A 24,305-nucleotide genomic window follows, 5' to 3' on the forward strand; every position below is an offset into this window, starting at 1 on the left:
CTCTACATGGATTTGAATAGCGAAAAATTATATCAAATTTTAGTCAGGGGACATGTTGCTATGTTCGTTTGTAGTCAATATAGTTTAGGATAATTTGGAATGCGATCGCACTAATTCCTTTTGAGCTATAGACACCTACTAATTTGCAGCGAGAAAACTTTTTATCATCTTAACTATTTCTTGTTTCTCTTCAAACCCAGAACTATAGCACCCAGTCAAAGGTACGGTTTCACTAGATGCCAACATTAAGGTAACTCGATAAACAAAGCCACCTTCGCTAGAATCAGACTTTTCAACTTTAATATCAACAATTTCATTCAACGAGTACAAAAAAACCGCTTTACCCAATTTCCCAAACCATCGATAGCGGCTGATAGTTAAACTATTTGATTCTTTATCAAAATTACAGTTAATAAATGAACCTGCTGCTATGATGAGTAAACCTACTAAAAAGAAAAATAGGGTTCCGCCAATTGCAGCATAAACGCCTGCGGTATCATCTTGCGTAACTACTAAACTTTTTTCTAAAGGCTCTGCCAAGAAATTCTTAATTTTTAATATGATTAACTTTGCTTCTTCTAAAGAATAATCGCTGTAACTAATTCGTCTAAATGGAATACTTTCTGTATTAGTTAATAACTCAACTGGATATGTATAGAATACTTTTCCTTCCTTATCAGTTTTAGTTTGTTTTTCTAAACGAGTTCCAATTAATCCAGAAATTTCTTTTTGGCTTTTTTGATTACTAAAAAAATCAAACTCTCTCAACTGACATATAATTGTTGATGATTTTTGTTCAATACTGGAAGCTTGCAAATTTTGTGGTACGCGTTCACAACTTAGTTGTGTGACTGGTATAATCGTAAAAATAGTATATAAGCAAATTATCCCTATTTGTGCAATAAATAACCCAATAAATAGAAACCACTTTGGTTGAATAGTAAAGTTAAGTTTATTTGGCGTTTGCTCATCAATTTTGAAATTTTTACCTCTGAGAAAATACCAAAATAAAAGCAGATTAGTAATTAATAATATATAACCTAATAAAGAAGGTTGATTTTCCATTTTTTGAGTTAAATATCTCTGTTTTACATCTCAACGCTCAGATTATCTAATTACAACCCAAACTATCTCGCGTTGACACACCTGTAACTGGATTTACGCCATCGGCTCTTTCACACAATAGCGACACTTGATAGCGGTCAATTAAAGCATCGCTAAAATCAGCGCCAGTGACATCAGCATCATAAAAGCGGCTGCGGGTTAAAGTTGCTTCTGTAAAAATGGCATTTTTCAGATTAGCACCATCCATAGTGACGCGATCGACTAAAGCGCCAGTTAGGTTCGCACCTTCCAGATTTGCTTTTAATAAAACTCCTTTAGTCAGAATTGCGTTGGTTAAATTCGCGCCTTGAAAATTTGCCCCTCGCATTTCTGCAGCGACAAAAGTTACACCCGCCAAATCAGTATGGGAAAAGTCGCGATTTTCCAAATTTGTACTGTTGTAGTTGATTGTGTTTAGTTGAGCAAAAGCAGGTTTGGGATTAAGTACTATCCACATAAATGCTAGTATCAAAATTACAATCAAACCCAAAAAGCGGAATAAAATCTTTTTCATAACTTTAATTATTAGTCATTAGTTATATCTTACAAAGCGATGAGCGCCGGAAGCCGACGCTCATAACTTGCGGTTTATCATTTGTTCAATGACTAATGCAATGCCCAATAGACCTCTTGCAAAACCCCACCCCCAACCCCTCCCCTTAGCAAGGGGAGGGGAGACAAAGCGTAGCTTTGGCGGGGTGGGGTTCTTCTTTTTGATTTATGCAAGAGGTCTAATGACTATTTCCAATCTTTCCCAATACGAATTGTCAGGTCAGATTCTAAATCACCAATAGCCGCTACCTCGATTTGACCCAAACCTAAGATTTGTTGCAAATCAGCCCCAACTTGTCGGTTGCCTTTTTGGACAACAATCTGAGTTTGACGTTGGGTATCTGGCCAATCAGGAACTTTGTAAATATTAGTAAAGCCTTTCTGTTTAAGATAAGCAATAACTTTTTCAGTTAACTGAGGTTGATTGGAAGCATTTTGAATAGCAATTTTGAGGTTAGGAACCCGACGGGTATCTGGCTTAAGACCAGGTACATTTACCCCAACATAATCATTCAGCAGGCTTTGTTGTCCGGTCATGTTCAGCCAATAGCTATCAGGGTCTTTGCTAAAGCGGCTAAAGGTACCAGGCAAAACGGTCATTTGGAAGTTATCTCGATCTAAGTTCAGACCGAAATTGACCAACGCCATCATTTCTTCCATTTTCAGGTTGGTGTCAAAGTATTTTCGCATTAGGCGAGTTAATTGAGGCAACCTGGGTAAGAGAGTGGGGCTATTGAGGCGTTGCAGCAGTGCTGCGATGAGTGCTTGCTGACGCTGCACCCTTGGCAGATCTCCCAAACCGGGTTCGCGGAACCGGGCAAATTGTTCTGCTTGTTCGCCGTTGAGGGTTTGCCAACCACTAACCAAATTAATCGACAGCTGGCTACTGGAGTCCTTATATTCCATTGATTGGGGAACAAAGACTTCAACTCCGCCTAATTGATCGACTAACTGGCGTAAACCGCTGGTAGAAATGCGAATATAGCGATCGATTGGGGCATTGTTTAAAGTACGGCTAACTACCCGTGCAGCCAAAACTGGCCCGCCTTGGGCATTGGCATCAGATACTTTAGTTAAACCCTTTTCTCCCTTTTCTGGGATCGCAATCATCGTATCTCTGGGGATGGAAAGTACCCGTACAGATTTTTCATTAGGGTTGAGGCGTACTAGCAGCATAGAGTCGCTTTTACCAGCAAAGCTTTCTGGCGAACCGTCAACAGTACCCTTGACTGGTTCAATCCCCATAATTAGGATGTTCATCGGTCGTGAAAGCTTGTACTGAGAAATTTTGCTCCATAGCTCGCCCGGTAGCGGGATTTTTTGCTCGTCCTTAGTACCGGTTCCTAAATCATCATCTGTTCGATCTAAATTGCTCCATAAAGGAGTCCATAACGCTAACGTTGACACCAGCAGCCCTGATAATATGATGCCGATAACAATCGTCATGAACCATAACAGCCATCGAGGCATGGTCAAGCCCAATCTCTCATAAAGCTGATTGGGAATTGCACCCACCGATTCGACAACGCTACGGTTGGTATTTGCTGGCGCTTTGAGTTCGACCTCTTCTTGGGGGTCTGCTACTGATGGAAGTGTTGCTTGATTTTCCGGATGTTCGAGTTCCGGCGATCGCACTTCATCTTCAAATACTACTTGCCCAGATGTGACCTGATTTTCCGACCATTCGACTTGTTTTATCACGATTATCTCCCCACTGAACCACTCCCTAAAAGTATGTTAATGCAAGCTACAAATATTGCCAGTGGAAAACCTCACTGTAAACTTGTAATGTTCTTCAGTAGACGTGTATGACAACATGAATACTTTATTGTTCCCTGTAATCCTTGCTGGTGGTAAAGGCGAACGTTTTTGGCCTTTAAGTCGGCGAGACCGACCCAAACAATTTTTAAGTCTTGATGGTAGCTCTAGAAGCTTATTACAAGCAACCGCCGATCGGTTGTTAAAACTCGCTGGCGGGTGGGATTCCTTGTGGGTAATCACTTCTAGTCAGATAGCCGAAGGGGTTAGACAACAATTACCCGATCTACCATCTAGGAACTTACTAATTGAGTCAGAAGGAAGAGACACCGCTGCCGCCGTTGCTTGGACAAGTTTAGAAATCAAACAACGTTATGGTGAAGACGCTGTGATTGGCTTTTTCCCCGCTGACCACTGGATTGCCGACCAAGAGGCGTTTGCACGCACGCTAAGTGCAGCTGTGCAACTGGCGACGACCACAGAAGCCATCGTCACACTGGGGATCAAGCCTACTTTTCCATCAACCGGTTACGGTTACATTGAACAAGGTGAAAAAATAGGTAGCTTTAATGAGTTGCCAGCTTATCACGTCAACCGCTTTACTGAAAAGCCCAACCGTGAAATAGCAGAAACTTTTTTATCTACGGGACGTTTTAGCTGGAATAGTGGCATGTTCGTCTTCCGGGCAGGAGTTGTTCTCAAGGAACTACACACCCATGCTCCAGAAATCATCGAACCATTACAACAACAGGGGCCTAATGTCTATCCCCAGTTACCTAAGAAGAGTATAGACTATGCACTCATGGAAAAGACAAGTCTAGCATACGTTTTACCAGTTGACTTTGGTTGGGACGATTTAGGAGATTGGAATGCGATCGAACGCTTACTGAAAACAGAAGAGACTCCCAATGTAGAGCTTGCTACCCATGTAGGACTAGATACCGAGGGGGCAATTATTTATGCTTCAAATCCAGAGGATGTAGTTGTTACTATTGGTTTAGACGATGTGGTGATTGTGCGCGATCGCAACGTCACCCTTGTTGTTAAAAAAGAACGTACCCAGGAAATTAAGCAGATCCTGAAAATTCTCCAGAGCGATTCCCGATTCACCGACCTGCTGTAAAAGTTAAAACCCTTGGCAGAGGCTAAAAAGTCTATTTTCTCATTATAACTTGAATGTTGAAAAAGGAGCATTGGGAATTGGGCATTGGGCAAACAGGGCATGGGGAAAGGGAAAGGGGTATGGTTCGACAAGCTCACCAACCGGGGAAAACGAGAAAGATTAAATTTATTCCTTTTCCCTTTTCCCTTTGACCTTTTCCCCTGCTTTCCCTTGCCTCCCCTGCCTCCCCTGCTCCCTCATCTTTCCACACTCCCCACATCCCAAAATGTTTCTAACTCAAACTGTTCCCCGTCAACGAGAAATTATTGAAGTTTTCCTTCGCAATGGCTGGGACTATATGCGAAGGTTGCTGACTGGTGGCAAAGCTGATGAACCCCAGCTACCTACACCTGCGGTTTTAAAAAATATTCTGGTAGATTTAGGGCCAGTCTATGTCAAACTCGGTCAGCTACTCTCCACCCGTCCAGATTTACTTAGCGCATCTTACATAGAAGAACTGTCAACCCTCCAAGATGAGGTACCGCCAGTTCCCTGGTCGGAGGTGGAAATAGTCATTCGTAAAGAGCTAAAACGCCCATTGGCAGAAACTTTCAGTACAATCAATCCCGTTCCAGTAGCAGCGGGATCTATTGCCCAGACGCACAGAGCTACATTAGTAGACGGTCGAGAAGTTGCTCTTAAAGTGCAGCGTCCGGGGATCGATCTTACCATTGGCCAAGATATTGCTTTAATTCAAGGTATTGCCGATTTAGTGGCGCGTACTGATTTTGGGCAAACCTACGAAATCAAATCCATCGCCGAAGAATTTACCAAAGCCTTGGAAGCTGAGTTAGATTTTACACGAGAAGCAACTTTTACTGACCAACTGCGACGTAACTTATCCAATAGTCGCTGGTACGATCCCAAACAAATAGTGGTTGCGGAAATTTATTGGGATTTGACCACAGAAAAATTGCTGGTGATGGAATGGCTGGACGGGGTGCCGTTCCTCGCGGCAGATTTGAACAGCAGCAACAATGGCAAAGACCCTGCCGTAGAGCGTAAAGAAATAACTACTTTATTATTTCGGGTATTTTTTCAGCAACTATATATAGATGGATTTTTTCATGCCGATCCCCATCCAGGTAACTTGTTTTATCTCAAAGATGGACGGGTTGCGCTTTTAGACTGTGGGATGGTGGGACGACTCGATCCCCGCACACAGCAGATATTAACAGAAATGTTGTTGGCGATCGTTGATTTGGATGCTGGGCGGTGCGCTCAGTTAACTTTGCAGCTTTCAGATTCTGCTCAACCAGTAATTTTATCGCGGTTAGAAAATGATTATGACCGGATGCTGCGAAAGTATCACAACGTCAGCCTAACGGAAATAAACTTCAGTCAGATAATTTATGAAGTTTTACAAGTTGCCCGCAACAATAAAATTAGGTTACCTAGCAATATGGGATTGTATGCCAAAACCCTGGCGAATTTAGAGGGTGTAGCGCGGACATTCAACCCAGAGCTTAATTTTTTTGATGAAGTCAAACCATTAATCACAGACTTGTTTCGTCGGCAGTTATTAGGGGATAATCCAGTGCGATCGCTCCTAAGAACAGCCTTAGATCTCAAAAGTCTGTCTTTGCAATCTCCCCGACAAATTGAACTGTTATTAGACCGAGTTACCTCCGAAACCCTACAGTGGAATTTATCGCTGCGAGGCTTAGATGGCGTGCGGCGGACTATGGACGATGCTGCTAACCGATTATCTTTTAGCATTTTGGTGGGTTCCTTAATTATGGGAGCAGCAATTATTACTACCAGAGCGCAGACGGCGCAGCTATCTTTTTTAAGCAGCGCTTTGTTTGCAGCCGCTAGTTTATTGGGTTTGTGGCTAATTATTAGTACGCTGCGATCGGGACGTTTACGGTAAAATTGATGCTTTTAGAGTCAATAACTCCCAATATGGGAACTTCTGATTACTAAATTTGCATTTGATTATTTGGAACTAGACAAACACAGATAAATTATCTGTGTTCATCTATTTTTGAGCTTCATCTGCATTTATAGCAGGGAACAAACAGGCAATAGCCAATAGGCTTGAAAGCCTTTTACTAAAGGGATTTTACAAGCAGCCTATATCCTCAACTATGCTCGTGCATTTAAATTACAAACGATCAATTGCGAAGAGGTTGACAACAAAAGTATTTTGTGGTTCTCAATTTTTACAAAGCTTTTCAAATAATTGAACTACACCACTCCCTACTCCGTACAGACAAGGGTTAACCCTTGTCTCTACCCATTCCCATTTTCCGTATCAATCTATGGTTAAATATCTCAAAACTACTGTAATTGCCGATCTGTGGTTCTAATATAAAAAATATGTCAATTATCGTTGTTGAAAAGCTAAGCAAATCTTATCCTGTGGCGATAAAAAATCCGGGTATTAAAGGCACAATCAGCCACTTTTTTCGCCGTACCTACCGCACAATTCAAGCAGTTCGCGATGTTTCCTTTGAAATTGCTCCTGGTGAAGTAGTGGGGTTTTTGGGGCCAAATGGTGCTGGTAAAACCACTACACTCAAAATGCTCACGGGGCTGATTCATCCTTCAAGTGGTACAGTCAGAGTTGCTGGACAAGTCCCCTTTCGTCGCCAAGAAGCATTTTTGCAAAAAATTACTTTGGTAATGGGGCAAAAGCAGCAGTTAATCTGGGATTTACCAGCCCTAGATTCTTTGAAAATTAATGCTGCTGTGTACAACATCTCCGATAAAGAGTTCCAGCGGCGGGTAGGAGAATTAACAGAAATGCTTTCCTTGGAAGGCAAACTTACTCAACCAGTGCGTAAGTTGTCTTTAGGCGAGCGGATGAAGGCAGAACTATTAGCAGCACTTTTGCACCGTCCCCAGGTATTGTTTCTAGATGAACCAACCCTGGGACTAGATGTCAATGCTCAAGCGGCGGTGCGCGACTTCTTGCGCGAATACAATCAAATTTATCAAGCTACAGTGCTGTTAACGAGCCATTACATGGCTGATATTACAGCCTTGTGTCAACGGGTGCTATTGATTCATCAAGGAAGCCTAATGTATGACGGTAGCTTAGATGGACTGTTAGAACGTTTCGCTCCTTACCGCGAAGTCGATATCGAGTTAGCCCAACCTCTAACAATACAAAAACTCATGACCTATGGTGATGTGCAACTCCTAGAAGGGCGAACAGTGCGTTTTCTGGTGCCACGAGAGGCGCTCACTCGCACTGTATCTAAGATTTTGGTCGATTTAGAGGTAATTGATTTAACAGTTACTGAACCGCCTGTAGAACAGGTGATTGGGCAAGTTTTTCAGGCCGGGGTGGTGGAGTGAGTTAGGAGTTAGGAGTTAGGAGTGCTGAGTTCTGAATTGTGAATTGCGAATAATCTTTGTTTTGGGAAGTAAATAGATGAAGCGGATAATCAGAAAAGCCTTAACTTTTCTCTCTGTATACTATGCCTATATGGTTGAATATCGAGCAGAACTACTTTTATGGGTTTTGGCTGGAACTTTGCCGATTATCCTCATGGGTATCTGGATACAAGCAGCCCAGGGTGGGCAATTTGGACTATCACCTGTAGATTTTGCACGTTACTTCATTACCGTTTTTCTTGTCAGGCAATTTACCGTGGCTTGGGTAATTTGGGATTTTGAAAGAGAGGTGGTAGAAGGCAAGCTTTCGCCCAGATTGCTACAACCAATCGATCCAGTATGGCATCATCTTGCGGGGCATATTTCTGAAAGATTTGCCCGTTTGAGCTTTGCTTTTTTATTAATGGGATTATTTTTTATTCTTTATCCTCAAGCTTTTTGGTTACCAAGTTTAAGCCAATTTTTGCTATTTATATTGGCCGTGATGCTGGCTTTTACTTTGCGTTTTATAATTCAGTACACCTTTGCTATGTTGGCTTTTTGGACAGAACGGGCTAGTGCTTTAGAAAATTTTTGGTTGTTGTTTTATCTATTTTTATCTGGTTTGATAGCACCTTTAGAAGTTTTTCCAGAACCTGTGCGGAAAATAGTTATGTTTACACCTTTTCCCTATTTGGTTGATTTTCCTGCAAGTATTTTGGTAGGCCTACCTGCCGATGTATGGCGAGGATTTTTCTCAATGGTGGGTTGGATATTAATATTTTTGGGTGCGAATCGCTTGCTTTGGCGTGCGGGTTTGAAGCGGTATTCTGGGATGGGAGCTTAAATTATTAATAGCGTAGTAGCGTGACAAGGCTAAAATAGTGCATAAAATTTAGCTGTTGTGGGGTGGGTCGGAAAGCCCGCCCGGACGGGTGAGGACACCCATCCTACAATAAAATTTATTGCAACATTTTAGTCTTGTCACGCCACTACAATTATCTTTAGCACCAAGCGTATTGCATTATAAATTAGTTGGTATCGTCTTAAATTTATCCAATGAACCCAAAGAATAATCTTCTAATTTAAAATCAGCAAAAGGCTTTTTTTCTAACCTATTTCGTAAAGCTTCATCTACAATTACGCTCGTTGATTCTTTTTTAACGCCAATAATTATAATACTTCTTTGATATGTAGTTAAATCCTGATGTGTTTGACAATCACTCCGTTTAAATTGACCCAAGTTTAATAAGCGATAGCCTTTGATGCTGGGCTGATTAATAAATATTTTTTTTACTAAAAGTTGTATTTGTAAGGAACGTTCTAAAGCTACGCGTTGTTGAAATTCTATATTCCCTTTGCAAGAAGTTGTACCGACAGAAATAATTTCAGTAGGTTCTTCCATTATATTCTGTATTCCTTCTTGTTCTAAGTTCAACTTTAAAAGGTTAAGGCTAATAGTTTGGTCGTTATGTTGAATTTGAAAATTGCTGCCTACAACCCATTTATATTGTTGTGATAAAACAGCTATGTTAAATTTGGCGATTCTTCCCTGACTATCTCTACCTTCTTGATAGGGAAAATAATCAATATTGCCTTTTTTTTCGGCAAATTGCCCGTAATTTGGTATCAAAGAACTTTTTGATGTCTGCGTTGCTATTAATACTATACTAAGTAATCCTAAAACTACTAGCAGCGCTGCGAAAATCCGCAGTAGGGGTAATTTTTCTAAATTGTTATTTGCATTGGAAAAATTTCCAGTAATTGGTAGCGTTTCGTCGGTTTCAACCTTATTTACAAATTCGGTATCTGAAGTATTATTTTTTATTAGTTTTGTTTCAATTTCTTCTAAAGTTTGCAAAATTTCCTGTGCATTAACGGGACGTTTTTGTATATCTGGCGCTATGAGCCAATCAATTAAATTTAATAATAAGGGTGAGATAGCGATCGCATGATTTTTCCAGTGCAACAAATTGTGCTGGACATCATACATATCTAAGGGATGTTTTCCTGTTAGCAAAAATACAAAGGTGCGTCCTAAAGCAAAGAAATCTGATTGTGGCAGTGCTTCACCATTCATTTGCTCTGGAGCGCTGTAACCAGATGACATCAGCGCCGTCATTTTAGGGCTTTCGTCTGGGGAGTTTTTGACAATTTCATTGGCAGTACCAAAATCAATGATTACTAATTGCCCATCGGGTTTAATCATGATGTTGGATGGCTTAATATCTCTATGCAGGTATTGTTTGCTATGGACTAAATCTAAAATTTCTGTTAACTGTTTTAACCAGGCGATCGCTTGTTCTTGGGAAACAGGTTGATTGTGCTGTTGGAACCATTCTTCTAAGTTGCAACCGTCGATTTTTTCCATTGCGATGCAATGCAAAACCAAACCGTTTCGAGTTTGATATTGGAAGTAACTATCTTTCTTGGGAATGCCAGGATGATTCAGTTTCAAAAGGACAGTGAACTCATGCTGAAATAGTTCTACTGCTTGGGGGTTGCTTGATAAATCTTCTTTGAGTATTTTAAGGATTTTGGCGGTATTTTGCTCGTATGCCTCATAAACTTTACTAAAACCTGTTTTGTCACTTAACAGAGAATTCACCCGATAACGCCCTAGCAATTCCAGATGAGAACCACAACTTTGACAAAAACGGTTTTGATGATTATTTGGGTGATTTGGTTTAGGACAAACGGGATTGATACAAAGGCTCATGACTGAGGGTAGGGAGTGGGGGAGGCAGGGGGAGCAGGGGAGGTGGGGCAGGGGGAAAGGTTAAAGGTTAAAGGGAAAAGGAATAAATTTAATCTTTCCCCTTTCCCTTTTCCCTTTTCCCCTTTCCCTTTCCCCATACCCATAGACATCGCTCATCTTAATTCTTCTGTTGTTATGAGATAATCCCGTTTAAATAATCATGAGATTTTCGATCTGTGTTCTGCTAAGAATGCTGCTACGGTTTGGTTAAATGGCTCTGGTTGTGTCAAAAATGGCCAATGATTGCCGGGAACTTGGGAAATGCGTAAGTTTTTCAGATAGGTTTTGTAGGGTTGGATTTGCCAATTTTGGCGGTTCAGCCCTTGTTCTGGTTGGATGAAGAGGGCAGGGGTATCAAGGGGAATTGTAAAACCAGGCACTTGCATTACTGCTGCAAAAATTCCATCGCGGGCGGGAATAGTAAATTTGCTCCCCCAACTACCATCGGGTTTTTGCTCAATTCCGGCTTGGAAAACTTGCTGTTGTAGAGAACTCCATCCTTGATATTGCTTTAGTTGCCGTGCTTGCTGTTCGGCTTCTTCGTGACTGGCAAAGGGGCCCATACTTTTAAGAAAAGGCAAGAAGCGATACAACATTGGAAAAGTTAGCCTGAAGAAGCTGGGCATTTTCCAAATAAAAATTGGATCGATTAAAATTATGCTTCGCAAACGCTTTGGGTTTTGTCTTGCCCAAATGGCAGCTAATTTGCCTGTCCAAGAGTGACTAACAATATGGGCAAAAGTCCATCCGAGACGATCCATGAGTGCTTCAAGATCTGCGATCGCACTCTCAAAGCTATAATCATTCTCTGGCTTACTACTTTCGCCATGTCCGCGCATATCTGGTGCGACTATGTGGTAATCTGCCGCCAAGTAATCTGCCAAATTAGACCACACAAGAGCATGATCGCCTAAACCGTGCAACAACAGTAAAGGTTCTTGACCCTGGTTCCACTCTAAATAAGAAAGCTGGATATCGGGTTTTGATAAAGTCTGACGTACAGGCATCATTGCACATCCATCTGTGGAGAGATATCTTTGCGTTTATATCGTACTGCGAAAGGGGAGGCAGGGGAGGCAGGGGAGGCAGGGGAGGCAGGGGAGGCAGGGGGAGAATAATTCTTAACTTCTAATTCCTAACTCCTAACTCGTCAGCCAGCAGTCAGCACTTCCCGAATTCAGTTACCAAATACCACTTTGTGAGTCTGAGGATTGTACTAATTGACACGAAATAATGAGACTGATGAATGCCAAGATCTAAGAATAAGGATGCCCTAAGGATATTGAAAGTACTATGCCAGAATTACACCAATCAATTGCTCAGCATTATCACGAACGGACTAAATACGACCCAGAGACTCTGGCTTTGAAAACTCAAAGGATAGACTGGGCTAAGCAGCCAGTACCTTTCAAGGAATACAAAATTGGCTCTACTTACGATCTCAAACCTTATATCCAAGAAAAGCCAGAGGCATTTGCTAATAATCTAGATGCTCAATGGTGGCAAAGGCTCTCGCGGTTGCTGTTTCGCAGCTATGGACTAACGGCGAAAATGCCTTCTATGGGAAGCGCGGTTTATTTACGTGCGGCTCCGAGTGCTGGCGGGTTGTATCCTGCGGAGGTGTATTTAGTTTCCCGCGGTACGCCGTTATTACCTCCAGGTCTGTATAATTACCAGTGCCGGACTCATTCGCTGATGCATTATTGGGAAAGCAATGTTTGGCAAACTCTACAAGCAGCTTGTTTCTGGCACCCTTCCCTAGAAACTACGCAATTGGCAATTATTGTGACGGCGGTTTTTTATCGTTCTGCTTGGCGCTATGAAGACCGGGCTTACCGTCGGATTTTTCTGGATACGGGTCACCTTCTGGGCAATATCGAGTTAGCTGGTGCGATTACCGATTATCGCCCCCATTTAATCGGCGGTTTTGTGGATGAATCAATAAATGATTTGCTTTATATTGATTCACAACATGAAGGTGCGATCGCCATTCTACCTCTGGCAGATTTGTTAGATATTAATCAAAATCTGCCTTTGGGATGCACTGCTTTACCTTCTGCAACTGAAACGAGTTATCCGCAAATTCCCGATGGCGAACTGCTGACATACTTCCACAAACACACCCAAATTCAACCCGGTGTAACTGGCAAGCTCAATCTACCAGCTATCAAACAAAAAAAATCTTTGGAGGATAAATACAATTTTCCTTTCTGTTTGAAAATTCCCACCACCACTACGCCTATACAGTGGGGAGAACAACTTTCAGAACTGGAAATGACTATGTATCAGCGGCGTTCTACCCGCGCTTACAATGGTGATGATTTAACTTTTGACGAACTAAAAAGTTTACTTGATTTCACCTATCAGCCGCAAAGTTACATCGATCAAGGTTTAGATATTTCTCCAGACTATTTTGACTTGAATTTAATAGAAACATTTATTGCTGTTTGTGGAGTCAAAGGGCTGGAAGCGGGTTGTTATTATTACGCGCCCAAAGCTCAAGAATTACGCCAAATTCGGTTTAAAAATTTCCGCCGAGAGTTACATTTTCTCTGCTTGGGGCAAGAATTAGGACGAGATGCGGCAGCGGTGCTATTTCATACAGCCGATCTTAAGGCTGCCATCGCTCAGTATGGCGATCGCGTTTACCGTTATTTACATATGGATGCTGGCCATTTAGGACAACGCCTGAATTTAGCTGCAATGCACCTAAATATAGGCGTTAGTGGCATCGGTGGATTCTTTGATAACCAAGTAAATGAAGTTTTGGGTATTCCTGCTGATGAAGCTGTTTTATATATCACTACATTTGGACGCCCAAGATAAAACGAACCGCTCCAATACAAAGGGTACACAGATTTTCTGATTTCTTTGCATCTGGAGCGGCTCGATTTCGTTGCTAAATGTTTGGTGGCAAATATATGCTTTTACTTTTACTTTTTTACAGGGTTAATACCCTGACAATAAGCATTTAATTGTAATATAAATAACTTTGTAGTACGTATTAAGTACTGATGAAGATTGTTTGTTTTTTATAAAAGTTGTTAACTTAATTAAAAATACTTATTTAAAATCAAGTAGAATATGTCAGAAAGACTATAGAGGATAAATTATAATTTTTAAAAAAATTTAGTTAATTAAAAAAGAAATTTTAACTAATTCAAAAGAATAAAATAAGTATTTTATAAAAGCAATAATTCCGTAATTGGGATTTTTTTACAATTCAAGTATATCAATATTAAGTATCAAAAATGGTTTTATCGCTAAAAATTAATGCTATTTCCTGAAAACGAAAGTCAACGATTAGAAGTACTTAATCAGTATCAAATTTTAGATACACCTCCAGAAAAAGTTTTTGATGGACTAGCTCAACTAGCTGCTAACTTTTGTGAAACACCAATTGCTTTGATTACTTTAGTAGATGCAGAACGCGAGTGGTTCAAATCAAAAATTGGAATAACTACTTCGGAAGTGGCTCGAAACATTTCCTTTGGTAATTATACAATCAGGGAAAGTCAAATATTAATTATTCCCGACACTTTGGAGGATGAACGGTTTGCCACAAACCCTTTTGTAACATCAAATAATGGTTTTCGCTTCTATGCAGGAATTCCTCTAATTACCTCTGATGGCTTTGCATTAGGTACTCTTTGTGTGATTGATTTTGCTGTACGAAACTTGAATCCCAAGGAGCAAATAGCTTTACAAAATTTGGCTCAACAAATAATCATCCATTTAGAGTTACATCGGCAAAAAATTATTGATGATATCCAAAAAAGCTTTAATCTTATTTTTTCTCCAAATCCTAATCCCATGTGGGTATTTGACGAAAATTCCCATCCAATAGGCTATGCCAATCATAAAGCTCAGTTAGTTAACAGAAAAGATATTACAGAGAAACAAATACAAATAAGCTTTCAAGAAAGTGAAGCGAGATTTAGAGCCATTGCTGAAGCTATTCCCGTGCCATTAATTATTTCACGTGTATCTGATGGTTTAATTTTATATGCTAATCCTGAGTTAATTAGAGCTTTTAAATTTTCTCAAATAGATTTAGTGAACCGCAAATATTTATTAGAATTATACCATAATTTAGCAGATTTCAAAATACTGTCAGAAGCGTTAAAACAAGATGGTTGTATTCGGAATTATGAACTTGAATTAAAAAGAGTAGATGGTACTTATTTTTGGGCGATCGCTTCACTACAATATTTAAATTTTAATAACGAAGCAGCAATTTTAACAGTATTTTATGATATCAGCGATCGCAAAAAAATTGAAACTAAACTTCAGGAAAAAAATGAATTTTTGCGGTTAATTTTTGAAAATATACCGTTGATGATCGCACTCATTAATCCTAATGGTAAACTCCAGTGGGTGAACCAAGAGTGGGAAAGTGTTCTAGGTAGGAAATTCCAAGATTTTCAAAATTCTGATGTTCTAGAAGTCTTATATCCTAATCCCGAATATCGTCAGTATGTGATTAATTTTATTCAGTCTGCCCAACGCAACTGGGGTGACTTTAAAATTCAAATGCGGGATGGCCGTTTACTAGATACGTCTTGGACTAATGTTAAACTTCCAAATGGCCAAATTATCGGTATTGGGCAAGATATCACAGAACGCAAGCAAACTGAACTTGCGATTATTGCTCAAGCCGAACGAGAGCAATTGATGAGGACTGTCGCTCAAAGAATTCGTCAATCTTTGAATCTGCAAGATATTCTCAATGCAACAGTTGAAGAAGTGCGAAATTTGCTAAAGGTTGAACGAGTAGTAGTTTATCAGTTTGACTCTGAGATGATCGGCACAATTATGGCAGAATCCGTAGAGCCTGGATGGACGGTTTCTTTAGGCGTAGAGATTCATGATACTTGTTTTCAAGAAGGTGCAGGGATAGAGTATTATCAAGGACGCAAACGAGCGATCGCTAATATTTATCAAGCTGGATTAACTGAGTGTCATATTGAGCTATTAGAACGGTTTGATGTCAAAGCAAATTTAGTCGTACCTATTTTACTAGAAGTAAACTCTCAAAATCCTGGTTCGCGCATTTGGGGTTTACTAATCGCTCACCAATGTTCTCGCTTTCGGGAGTGGGAAGAAAATCAATTAGATTTGCTCGATGGAGTTACAGTACAGTTGGCGATCGCCATTCAACAATCTAGCATTTTTGAGCAAGCTCAAACTGAACTTGTTCAAAGACAAAAAGTTGAAAGAAAGCTCAGAAGCGCCTTGGCTGAAAAAGAAGTTCTCTTAAAAGAAGTACATCATCGAGTTAAAAACAATTTGCAGATTGTCTCTAGCTTATTGCAACTCCAGTCTCACACAATTAAAGACCCAGAAGTCATTAAAGTTCTCAGAGAAAGCCAGAACCGTATCGAGTCAATATCTCTAATTCACAAAAATTTATATATTTCCGCTAACATTGGACAAATTGATGTTGGTGAATATATCCATCATTTGGCAACCAGCCTGTTAATTTCTTATCAAATAGTTCCCGGTACAATTGCCTTAGAAACTGAGATAGATTCAGTTAGCTTAAATATTGACCAAGCCATTGCTTGCGGGCTGGTGATTAACGAATTAATCTCCAATGCCCTCAAGCACGCTTTTCCCAACCAACAAGCAGGTACAATTCATATTACTTTACGAAATCTTAATAATATTATCGAGATGACTATCCAAGACAACGGTATTGGTTTACCAGATAATTTAGATTGGAGAAATACTGGTTCTTTGGGCCTCTCTTTAGTGTATGACTTAGTTACAGAACAACTCGAAGGTGAGATTACTCTAGAACGCGATCGTGGAACAGTATTCAAAATCCAATTCACACAGTTAACTTTGGATTAGTAAATATCAAATGCCTCAAGCTAGGATTTTAGTCGTTGAAGATGAAGTGATAGTGGCTAGAACTATTGCTAGCCAACTTAGCCAACTAGGATACACCGTCACAGGTACAGCTTCCTCCGGAAAAGTTGCCATTGCTAAGGCGTGGGAAACTCAACCAGAACTAGTATTAATGGATATTATCCTCAAAGGAGAAATGGACGGTATTGCGACTGCCTCTCGGATTCGCGAACAGCTAGATGTTCCCGTGATTTTTCTCACTGCATATGGCGACGAAAATACTCTAGAGAGAGCAAAAGTTACTCAACCTTTTGGATACATTGTTAAACCATTTACGACAAAAGATTTAAGAATAGCTATTGAAATCGGTTTATTAAAACACCAGTTAGAACGCGAATTGCGCGAGAATCGAGATCGGTTAGCAACTCTTTTAAACTCCATGAGTGATGCTGTAATTGCTACCAACGAGCAAGGAATGGTGACATTCATGAATCCCGCAGCTGAGGCGATAACTGGATGGCAGCAAGAAGATGCTTTAGGCAATGAAGTGTCAAATATTTTTCATATTGTCGATGAAGTCACAGAAACTACTATAGAAAACCCAGTCACAAGAGTACTGCGAGAACAACAGGTTGTTTATTTGGGAGAATTCACATCTCTAATTACTAGGGATGGGAAAAGAGTTCCCATTGGCGATAGTGCTTCACCACTAAGGCGGCATCCCGACCAGATAAATGGTGTAGTAGTTGTTTTTTGGGATCTTAGCGAACGGCGTCAAGCACAATTGCTAGAACAAGCATTACAAAAGGAGCAAGAACTCAACCGTCTTAAGTCTTTATTTATCTCGACTGTATCTCATGAATTCCGTAATCCCTTAACAGTTATTCAAACGGCAGTAGAACTCATAGAACTTCAAGGTTCGCATTTGACAGATGTTAAAAGACGCACCTATTTAAACCGCATTCAAGGAGCTGTGCAATCCATGAATCAACTCATGGAAGAGGTGCTATTTATGGGTCATGCGGAGGCAGGAAAACTCATATGCAATCCCGCTCCAATGAACTTAGAACAATTCTGTAGAGAATTAATTGAAGATTTTTCTACTGTTATAAATAGTGTAAGTCAAATTATTTTTACTTGTCACAGTGAGAATACCAACGCTGTGATGGATGAACGGCTTTTACATTACATATTTGTAAATCTACTATCAAACGCAGTCAAATATTCTCCCAGAGGTGACAATATTCATTTCGATTTAATATGCGATCCTACGGATAAAGTAGCAATTTTTTATATTCAAGATCGAGGCATTGGTATTCCTGAAGCAGACCAAGCCCGACTTTTTGAATCATTCTACCGAGCCTCAAATGCCCAATCAATTCAAGGCACTGGATTGGGGTTAGTTATCGTTAAAAGATGCGTTGATGCTCACAAAGGTCAAATTAGGTATACAAGTCAAGTTGATGTCGGTACTACATTTACAGTAATTTTGCCTTTGAATCCCCAATCGTAGGAATAGGGGATGGGGAGGTGGGGAGGTGGGGAGAGAGGGGAGATGGGGAAGTGTGGGGAGTGTGGGGAGTGTGGGGAGAGAGGGGGGAAAGATTTCTTCGCCATCCTCCCACACCTCCCACACCTCCTGCTTGCCCCATACCCTGTTTGCCCAAGATCAATAATTTTGTTGCACGCCGCCGACTACTGGCTTAATTTCAGAAAATGGATCGGTGCCACCATTCCAGTTAAAATCACTAATTCGGATGCTTACAGCACCTAGCTCCAGTACCGGATTGTAACGCAAGGTAATGCCATAGGTGCGGCGGCTATATTCCACAATGTAGTCGGTGCTAGTTTCTTTACCTGTATCTAAGTTAATTGATGTTTGAAAGCCTAAGCGCAGAGGCCCATAAATTTGCTGTGTAATCCCAGCACTCAATACTTTGTTATCAACGAAGCGATCGAATAAAAAAGGCGATAATCCGTTATTTAAACCTTGAGAATAAATAATATTAAAGGCAGTGTAGTCGAAAAGGGGTCGAGAAAAATTACCAATTTGCCCTAGTAAGCCAACTCTACCAGTTACGGTGCTTTGGTTATCTCCATTGCTGTAATAACTGGTGGTGCCCGTGACGCCAGCGATCGCTAGCAAGTAAGGAACTACAGGGGTAGCTGTGTATCGTAATCCCTCACTGGATGTCGGTGGTAATGGTTTTCCCTGCCACAGTCGGAACCCAGTACTGAGGTCAGCACTAGCTTGGAGGCGACCTAGTGAGATGCGATTGTTTTCCCGCACCGGGTCTAGTAAGTCTAAGCGGTCGGTGTTGGCATCGATATACTGGGCACTTGCTTGATAGCTAAGATTGACGCCACTTTTGCCTAGAGGAATCACAGGAGAGGTAACCAGACCGCCAAAACTACTCTGAACGTCTTGAAAACCAAGGGTGCCATTGTAGAGACGCTCGCGGTAATTATATTGCAAATTCAACAGATGAGGAAGGCGATCGCCTAAAGTTTGGCGCAATGCCAAATTCGCCCGGAAGCTGTCTTCTAGGTTGTCGAAGTCAAAACTGGTTAACTCTCCAGTACCTTGAATTACAGTTCGTGGACTCAAAACAGAATTTATCCTGGTTCTGACGCCAAATATTCCGCTTAAATTACCTGTTCCTTCTATAGCCCTTTGTACAAATAACTGAGGCGTAATTGTCCAGCGCGTCTGGTCTGTATCGATGACTTGAAAGCCACGCTCAACATAGAAACCACCCCGGTCTTCTTTGTCGTAGCCGGGAGAAACAATAAAGGGTGTAACATCGCGCTCTCGACGGTCAATCGTCCGTTCACTTACGGGAATTGGTAAGGAAATCGTTTGATCTAATACCAAACGCTGTCCGCGTGTCTGGATGCGGTCTACCAAGGGTGATTCCCGCGTGGAAGTGACTTTATCCGCACGTAACTCTAATTCTGGGGGGGAAAAAGGGTCATTGGTGATGCGGACATCGCTTGCTTGCCAGCCTTGAGGGTAAAAATCAATCTGTTGGGCTTCAAACCTCAGGCGTTTGACTGCACCTCCAGCTTTCGGGGGCGGGAGATTGCTAGCTTCTGTCTGACCGCCACCAACTGTAATATCGATTCCTCCAGGACTGCTGACACCTGAAAGCGGCTGATTAGCTCTAATGCTATCGCTCGGCAAACGTTGTGGTACTCCACCAGCAGTTATGTTTGTGGATGAGAAAGCAAAATCTGTACTGGCTGAGGGTACGTAAATTTCCCCACTACCATTTAGCATTTCCCCGCTATCTTGAACAAAATTATAGGTAAAACGTTGTCCCCGCAGTATTTGATCGCCTCGTGTGAGAATTACATTACCTTCTCCGGCTGCAATCAAGTTATCCAAATTGACTTGTAGGCGATCGGCATCTACTACCGCTCCATCAAATCGAACAACCACATTACCAACAGCCGTAATAATCCGCCGTTGTTCGTCATACTCCTGCCGATCTGAAGTCACTTCCACAATTCTCGGTGCGGCTGGCGGCGTAGTAGCTGGCGCTTGTGGCTGATTTGTAGTGTCTACTTGTGGCGCGGGCGTTGGTGTTGGCGATTGGGAATAAAATTCTACAGTGAAGGGTGCAGAAAGTTTGTTTGTTGGGTTGCGAGACTTGAATTGAATTAAATTTTGTACTGATTGAGAATTTGATGCAGAAACAGGAGGGGGGGAGGCGGGGAGGGGAGGATGCAAAGACGCGGGGACGCCGGAAGTGGGAGACGCCAAAAGGGAAGAGTCTAATGAAAATTGTTTTTCTTGATTGCTGGAGTCGGGATTTGGCGATCGCTGTTGAAGTTCTCCAGATGCTTCAGGCTTACCCTGTTTGTGTCCCTGGCTCTCCCCGTCCCCGCGTCTGTCTGCCTTTGCATCTTCATTTTCAGCAAGATTAAAAATTTGAACTTGCTGCGTGGGATAACCAACTTCTAGAGATTGCCCCAGAAGTGCCGCACTTTGGGAGGCGTTACCAGAAGAAAACTCTGGTGGAAAAGTTTGTGGTGGATTGGGTGGAGATGGAGTTTCGGCAACTAGCAGTTTATTAGCAGTTGAGTAGAACGAAGTTGGCGATCGCGGATAACTTTTCGTGTCACCTGCGATCGGCAAATGAGCTAAATTCTTGTCATGCTTGGATTTGTCTATCTTGAAGCGTATCCCAGTCTTGACACCTGAAGCAGATTTGGTATTGCTAACAGATGAGACAGGATTGGCAATTTGTAAAGGTTCGAGAATAGGAGGCGGATCGGGCGGCAGAACTGGATGAAGCATATTTGAGCAAAACCGAGCTAACAAACAGCCAAATGGCGAACAAAAGCATGAATATACATTTTGCCTTTCGACTGTCGCCTTCTGCTACTTGGAGCAGGAAACTTACTAACTTTAACCTAGTAAGTTTCCGTGGCGTTGAGTATTTTCCGCCTTCCAAAGTTGTGGATAATTTATCGCTCTTTTACTCCAAGTCCCGACGGCCGGGGTTACGAGCTGGGTCGTTCGACAAAAATCCGAACACGAAGATAGCTACAAAGAAGGCAACAACAATATAAACAACGATTTTTAAAGTCACCATACAAACATCTCCAACGGGTATAACAAAGAGAGCTTTTCTTTCAGTATCTGCCATGCAGAAAAAGTAGCTACTTTATATTACCCACATCTCGTCCCTTTTTGAGACGAGATTCTTGGGATTGGGGACTAGGGATTGGGAAGATGAAGGACTAAGAAAATAACACTAACTCCTAACCCAGCACTCCCAATACCCAAGTTTATTGAAAATGGTGCGTGTCTGACTTGCTAGATGTCCCTAAAAAATAACTCAGAGACTGGCTATTCTTGAGACGTTTACTAACAACATAAGTTTCCCAAAAAGTAGAGTCTAGAGAAAACACTTACCATATCCAGTTCTCAGTCATCAGTCAACACCCTGATTTTCCCTGAACTTTTGCTAGTTCCTGGCCAATCCGATTTTTGATTACTCGTGCGGGTACGCCTACAGCAACCGAGAAAGGAGGAATATCTTTATTGACAACTGCTCCCGCACCAATTACACTGCCTTGACCGATGGTAACGCCATCTAATACTGTTACTCCATGCCCTAGCCAACAGTCATCCTCGATCGCAATTCCGTTGCGAGTCACGCCTTGGGATTTCATCGGTTGCATTGGATCGGCAAAGTTATGATTATTAGCATATATCCCTGAGTGGCCAGCAATCATACAGTGTTTGCCAATTTTAATGTCTCCTGGCCCTTCAATACACACGTTGGGGCCAATGAAGGTGTCTTCATCAATATGTATATACGTATTTTCCAAGCACCCAATATCAACGTAACGTTCAATAGCGACTCTATTTCCTAGATGAATTCTATTATTTTTGTGTCCGCTAGCGTCCAACCGCACACCTTTAAAAATATATACTCCACTGCCAATTTCAATACAAGAAGTACTCTTAAATTCGACACCATTTTGGATATAAACGGGGCTGCCTATTTTGGCAAAAATAGTACGATATACTAAATTTCGCAACTTTGGGCCGAGAATGAGTGTTGGAAGATCTCCTAACACTGTAGTTACTAAAAGTTCTTGGGCGCGTTGAAATTTTGAGAAATATTGGTCTTTACGCATGGTTACAAATCTCTTCAATCAATTCTTGTTGAGGTTTTGAAGCTTTTTTGGGCTGTATCCTAATCTCGTACCCATACTATTGGTATTAGTATGTCGTAATACCTAATTTAAATTAACGGTATTACTGCCTTCCCCAGAATTTTTATATGGGTTTCCAAATTTGGAACAACCAAAGTCTGGCTTGAATGCAAGCATTTTTTTAACTTTAATGCGGTATGATTATTCAGCTGATATGCACAATTGCTTCCATCGCTAGAAACCTTTGCACCAGTAAGCTCGCGCTAAAGTTTTGCTGATTTTTCCAGAAACCGAATTAACAAAACAACATCGACGCATTGCAGAGTCAAAGTTCAGACTATTAAATTGTCTGATGGGAATATTTTCTGGTTGAGATAGGATACTTTGGTTATTGGGCAAAAAATTTTAAAAGCTTGTTACACAAATCCGCATAGAGTTGTTTACCTGAAGTTATTTATTCTCAGGCTGTTTTCGTGTGTTAAAACAACTCAGTCCTACAAGCTAATTGGCAACAAAAATACATTTAACTAGACTATTTCAAAGCTCAAAGATAATTTACGCCTAGCAGAATATGTAATTATTGTTGGATTTTCATGGGTAATTCTGCCCAAATAAAATCCAATTTAAGGTGGATTATCTCCCACATCGGCCATCACATTGAAGTTAACCATCGGTGCAAACAAGTAAGCGCTTCCCCGACTGCTATGACGGCTTTCTTGCAACGAATTTCTAGAGTATGCTGCTCCAATCATGTTGCACACGGATGATTTACAGACTAAGCAATTCATCTTTATCAATTAGATGAATGGCTTTTAATTACAATTGTTTTTAACGATAACACATTTTATTTTTAGTGGCGCAATCTTTCTGAAATCAGCGATTTTTCAGACTATTTACTGATAAAAATTCTGAAAATCAGCTAACTTTTTTACGAGCTAAATAACAAGTGGGGACACGGGGCACAGGTAACAGAGATAGAGGGGCAGAGGGTAAATAATGACTAATACTTCTGGAGCGAGAGGCTGCGCCAACGACTTCTCTACGAGACGCTACGCCCAGCCTTGCTTCCCCGCAGAGGTACGCTCAAGCCTGCGCCAACGATTTCGCTCAGTACAAGCGACCAATGACTAATGACTAATGACTAATGACTAATGATATTTATACCGCCACTTAATTCTAAAAAAAATTTTAGCTTTTGTTAAATTTAAAATGATATCTACTATACTAAATCACACCCTCTTTTTGGCAAAAATAAAAAGCTAAAAATTAGCTTCTTCCCTGTTACTTATATCTCAAAATTTGTAAATCACCCAAATGGGTGAGCCGAGCGGGTGATGCGTGCTTGGGTTTGGTTGTTATAAATTTTATGGAAGCTAAAACGTATGCGAGTTTCAGGGAAAAGTTGACAAGGCAAAATGCAATTGGAGAAATTGAGGTATCGGTTTTAACTCACACACTTGGTCTATATTATTATGGCTTTAATTAAAGAACTTGTAGAAGAAGCTCTAGCTACCGGTTATTTGAGTATTGTAGCTGAAGACGAAATCCGATCGCTAATTCAAAGTGATTATGATTCCGAAGATCTAGATGCTTGGATATTATTGCAGCGATCGATTGTTGCAGGCGATGTAAAGCAAGAATCACGGCGCAAAAAAGTTTCCCCTGCTCCTAAAACCAAGGACGCTTCATCGAGTATTAAACATGCTTATCAAGTGGCAGCGGAGATTGCCTATGCAGCAGCCATAGCTCTCACAATGTCAAAAAATACTAAGGATCAGCCTTCGCTAGGTGCATAAGAATGACAGTTATTGAATTGTTTGACTTTTGTACCATAAATCTTTGATACTAAGTAGTCTGCAATCGCTTTTTCTGCCTAACTCCTTGCGAGAGTTTTGGTTAGCAACAACTTCTGGGTAGGTGAAACAATGTCGGGCGATCGCATAAATTTAGGTTAACCCAACCTAATTCATTATCATGATTCTAGATCGGGATAATTTTATTAAAAAATAGTTAATTTTTTCTTATAGTTACAATCGAGGTGATAATATTTTCTTCCTTGTCAGGCAAAAATAATCGATCCCCAAAACGAATAATAAAATAAATATAAATAATTCGTTCAAA

Annotated in this window: 18 protein-coding genes; 9 read left to right on the top strand and 9 right to left on the bottom strand. The window is 40.9% G+C overall.

Annotated features, from left to right (window positions below):
- Positions 1–138: 138 nt before the first annotated feature.
- The 3 genes from NSTC745_RS27015 to NSTC745_RS27025 form a co-directional block, all read right to left on the bottom strand.
- Entirely contained in the window at positions 139–1,065 is a 927-nt protein-coding gene (locus NSTC745_RS27015) for a hypothetical protein (protein WP_445633733.1), read from the bottom strand.
- A gap of 46 nt (positions 1,066–1,111) precedes the next feature.
- Entirely contained in the window at positions 1,112–1,618 is a 507-nt protein-coding gene (locus NSTC745_RS27020) for a pentapeptide repeat-containing protein (protein ID WP_445633734.1), read from the bottom strand.
- Between the two features lie 224 nt (positions 1,619–1,842).
- Positions 1,843–3,357, bottom strand: coding sequence for an LCP family protein (locus NSTC745_RS27025; RefSeq protein WP_445633735.1), 1,515 nt, complete (start codon positions 3,355–3,357; stop codon positions 1,843–1,845).
- Positions 3,358–3,472: 115 nt separating this feature from the next.
- Here NSTC745_RS27025 and NSTC745_RS27030 point away from each other — a divergent pair, with 115 nt between their 5' ends.
- The 4 genes from NSTC745_RS27030 (at position 3,473) to NSTC745_RS27045 (ending at position 8,747) form a co-directional block, all read left to right on the top strand.
- Entirely contained in the window at positions 3,473–4,537 is a 1,065-nt protein-coding gene (locus NSTC745_RS27030; RefSeq protein ID WP_445633736.1) for a mannose-1-phosphate guanylyltransferase, read from the top strand.
- Between the two features lie 265 nt (positions 4,538–4,802).
- A complete protein-coding gene (locus tag NSTC745_RS27035) occupies positions 4,803–6,449 on the top strand; it encodes an ABC1 kinase family protein (protein ID WP_445633737.1) in 1,647 nt (548 codons plus the stop codon).
- Positions 6,450–6,898: 449 nt separating this feature from the next.
- Positions 6,899–7,882 (top strand): ABC transporter ATP-binding protein, encoded by a 984-nt coding sequence (locus NSTC745_RS27040; RefSeq protein WP_445633738.1) that lies wholly within the window; start codon positions 6,899–6,901, stop codon positions 7,880–7,882.
- Between the two features lie 76 nt (positions 7,883–7,958).
- Complete coding sequence (locus NSTC745_RS27045) at positions 7,959–8,747, top strand: ABC transporter permease (protein ID WP_445633739.1); 789 nt, start codon at positions 7,959–7,961, stop codon at positions 8,745–8,747.
- A gap of 177 nt (positions 8,748–8,924) precedes the next feature.
- On the opposite strand, the gene NSTC745_RS27050 is transcribed toward NSTC745_RS27045, so the two are convergent.
- Both NSTC745_RS27050 and NSTC745_RS27055 read right to left on the bottom strand, forming a co-directional pair.
- A complete protein-coding gene (locus NSTC745_RS27050) occupies positions 8,925–10,619 on the bottom strand; it encodes a protein kinase domain-containing protein (protein ID WP_445633740.1) in 1,695 nt (564 codons plus the stop codon).
- 197 nt (positions 10,620–10,816) lie between these two features.
- The gene (locus NSTC745_RS27055) at positions 10,817–11,668 is read right to left on the bottom strand and encodes an alpha/beta fold hydrolase (protein WP_445633741.1); all 852 of its coding nucleotides are present in this window, start codon (positions 11,666–11,668) and stop codon (positions 10,817–10,819) included.
- Positions 11,669–11,951: 283 nt separating this feature from the next.
- Between NSTC745_RS27055 and NSTC745_RS27060 the strand changes: the two genes are divergently transcribed.
- The 3 genes from NSTC745_RS27060 (at position 11,952) to NSTC745_RS27070 (ending at position 18,024) form a co-directional block, all read left to right on the top strand.
- Positions 11,952–13,484: a SagB/ThcOx family dehydrogenase gene (locus NSTC745_RS27060; protein WP_445633742.1), complete on the top strand. Its 1,533-nt coding sequence runs from the start codon at positions 11,952–11,954 to the stop codon at positions 13,482–13,484.
- Between the two features lie 447 nt (positions 13,485–13,931).
- Positions 13,932–16,514, top strand: coding sequence for a GAF domain-containing protein (locus NSTC745_RS27065; protein WP_445633743.1), 2,583 nt, complete (start codon positions 13,932–13,934; stop codon positions 16,512–16,514).
- 10 nt (positions 16,515–16,524) lie between these two features.
- Positions 16,525–18,024 carry an ATP-binding protein gene (locus NSTC745_RS27070; RefSeq protein WP_445633744.1) on the top strand — a complete coding sequence of 500 codons (1,500 nt, stop codon included), beginning with the start codon at positions 16,525–16,527 and terminating at the stop codon, positions 18,022–18,024.
- A 156-nt stretch (positions 18,025–18,180) separates the two neighbouring features.
- Here the strand turns inward: NSTC745_RS27070 and NSTC745_RS27075 are convergent, their stop codons facing one another.
- From NSTC745_RS27075 to NSTC745_RS27090, 4 genes are all read right to left on the bottom strand, one after another.
- Positions 18,181–20,814, bottom strand: a complete 2,634-nt coding sequence (locus tag NSTC745_RS27075) for a DUF3769 domain-containing protein (RefSeq protein WP_445633745.1) — start codon at positions 20,812–20,814, stop codon at positions 18,181–18,183.
- Between the two features lie 181 nt (positions 20,815–20,995).
- Positions 20,996–21,112 (bottom strand): photosystem II reaction center protein I, encoded by a 117-nt coding sequence (locus NSTC745_RS27080; protein ID WP_190955567.1) that lies wholly within the window; start codon positions 21,110–21,112, stop codon positions 20,996–20,998.
- A 346-nt stretch (positions 21,113–21,458) separates the two neighbouring features.
- Complete coding sequence (locus NSTC745_RS27085; protein ID WP_445633746.1) at positions 21,459–22,166, bottom strand: DapH/DapD/GlmU-related protein; 708 nt, start codon at positions 22,164–22,166, stop codon at positions 21,459–21,461.
- A 641-nt stretch (positions 22,167–22,807) separates the two neighbouring features.
- Positions 22,808–22,936: a hypothetical protein gene (locus NSTC745_RS27090; RefSeq protein ID WP_256091202.1), complete on the bottom strand. Its 129-nt coding sequence runs from the start codon at positions 22,934–22,936 to the stop codon at positions 22,808–22,810.
- A gap of 244 nt (positions 22,937–23,180) precedes the next feature.
- On the opposite strand from NSTC745_RS27090, the gene NSTC745_RS27095 reads away from it, so the two are divergent.
- Both NSTC745_RS27095 and NSTC745_RS27100 read left to right on the top strand, forming a co-directional pair.
- The gene (locus tag NSTC745_RS27095) at positions 23,181–23,315 is read left to right on the top strand and encodes a hypothetical protein (protein WP_445633747.1); all 135 of its coding nucleotides are present in this window, start codon (positions 23,181–23,183) and stop codon (positions 23,313–23,315) included.
- Between the two features lie 341 nt (positions 23,316–23,656).
- Entirely contained in the window at positions 23,657–23,980 is a 324-nt protein-coding gene (locus NSTC745_RS27100) for a hypothetical protein (protein WP_096539094.1), read from the top strand.
- Positions 23,981–24,305: the final 325 nt, after the last annotated feature.

The organism is Nostoc sp. DSM 114161 (assembly GCF_052692665.1).

What these genes read in the sequence shown, in the direction of transcription:
- NSTC745_RS27015 (WP_445633733.1), bottom strand. Translation starts at nt 1,065, where the DNA reads ATGGAAAATCAACCTTCTTTATTAGGTTATATATTATTAATTACTAAT.
- NSTC745_RS27020 (WP_445633734.1), bottom strand. Translation starts at nt 1,618, where the DNA reads ATGAAAAAGATTTTATTCCGCTTTTTGGGTTTGATTGTAATTTTGATA.
- NSTC745_RS27030 (WP_445633736.1), top strand. Translation starts at nt 3,473, where the DNA reads ATGAATACTTTATTGTTCCCTGTAATCCTTGCTGGTGGTAAAGGCGAA.
- NSTC745_RS27035 (WP_445633737.1), top strand. Translation starts at nt 4,803, where the DNA reads ATGTTTCTAACTCAAACTGTTCCCCGTCAACGAGAAATTATTGAAGTT.
- NSTC745_RS27040 (WP_445633738.1), top strand. Translation starts at nt 6,899, where the DNA reads ATGTCAATTATCGTTGTTGAAAAGCTAAGCAAATCTTATCCTGTGGCG.
- NSTC745_RS27045 (WP_445633739.1), top strand. Translation starts at nt 7,959, where the DNA reads ATGAAGCGGATAATCAGAAAAGCCTTAACTTTTCTCTCTGTATACTAT.
- NSTC745_RS27050 (WP_445633740.1), bottom strand. Translation starts at nt 10,619, where the DNA reads ATGAGCCTTTGTATCAATCCCGTTTGTCCTAAACCAAATCACCCAAAT.
- NSTC745_RS27055 (WP_445633741.1), bottom strand. Translation starts at nt 11,668, where the DNA reads ATGATGCCTGTACGTCAGACTTTATCAAAACCCGATATCCAGCTTTCT.
- NSTC745_RS27060 (WP_445633742.1), top strand. Translation starts at nt 11,952, where the DNA reads ATGCCAGAATTACACCAATCAATTGCTCAGCATTATCACGAACGGACT.
- NSTC745_RS27065 (WP_445633743.1), top strand. Translation starts at nt 13,932, where the DNA reads ATGCTATTTCCTGAAAACGAAAGTCAACGATTAGAAGTACTTAATCAG.
- NSTC745_RS27070 (WP_445633744.1), top strand. Translation starts at nt 16,525, where the DNA reads ATGCCTCAAGCTAGGATTTTAGTCGTTGAAGATGAAGTGATAGTGGCT.
- NSTC745_RS27075 (WP_445633745.1), bottom strand. Translation starts at nt 20,814, where the DNA reads ATGCTTCATCCAGTTCTGCCGCCCGATCCGCCTCCTATTCTCGAACCT.
- NSTC745_RS27080 (WP_190955567.1), bottom strand. Translation starts at nt 21,112, where the DNA reads ATGGTGACTTTAAAAATCGTTGTTTATATTGTTGTTGCCTTCTTTGTA.
- NSTC745_RS27085 (WP_445633746.1), bottom strand. Translation starts at nt 22,166, where the DNA reads ATGCGTAAAGACCAATATTTCTCAAAATTTCAACGCGCCCAAGAACTT.
- NSTC745_RS27090 (WP_256091202.1), bottom strand. Translation starts at nt 22,936, where the DNA reads ATGATTGGAGCAGCATACTCTAGAAATTCGTTGCAAGAAAGCCGTCAT.
- NSTC745_RS27095 (WP_445633747.1), top strand. Translation starts at nt 23,181, where the DNA reads ATGACTAATACTTCTGGAGCGAGAGGCTGCGCCAACGACTTCTCTACG.
- NSTC745_RS27100 (WP_096539094.1), top strand. Translation starts at nt 23,657, where the DNA reads ATGGCTTTAATTAAAGAACTTGTAGAAGAAGCTCTAGCTACCGGTTAT.